Genomic DNA, 587 nt, shown 5'->3' on the forward strand with positions numbered 1-587 from the left:
TGAAAAGCTCAAGCGCGATCATTTCCCCAGCGCGCTGGCCAACAAGGCTTTCAAGGGCAACGTCTACAAACTGGACGACCTGGTCATCAACACCGAATCGCTGATCGAGACACTTAGCGCCCCGGTCCGCGACCGGCTGCTGGCGCTCGACAACGAACGGGACACGCTGGAATGGGATGAAAACGGCCTGCGCGCCGTCACGGTTAATGGTCAACGCATTGAACCGCGCCTGACCCTGCTCGCCGCCGGCAACGGCAACCCGGCCCTGCTCGACGGCGCCCATCAGGCCCACCTGCTGGAGCAGGAACACAGCCAGCTGCGCCCCCTGAAAATGGTGCTGGTCAAACATGATCTGGGTCATCGCCTTTACGCCCACTGTGTCGGCACCAGCAACAAGCCCGTGCTCACCGTTACCACCCACGACTGCCCCGACGGCAAGGTGGTGTGGTACCTGGGCGGCGATCTGGCGGAACGGGGCGTGGAGCGCAGCGAACAGGAACAACTGACTGCCGGCCGGGACGAACTCAAGCATCTGTTCCCCTGGCTGGATTTCAGCAACGCCGAATTCGCCACCCTGGATGTAACCC

1 pseudogene is annotated in these 587 nt (G+C 62.5%); it reads left to right on the top strand.

Annotation, left to right across the window (positions count from 1 at the left end):
• A pseudogene (locus A3730_RS00090) lies at nt 1–587 on the top strand (FAD-binding oxidoreductase); the annotation flags it as partial.

Source organism: Alcanivorax sp. HI0044 (assembly GCF_001634945.1).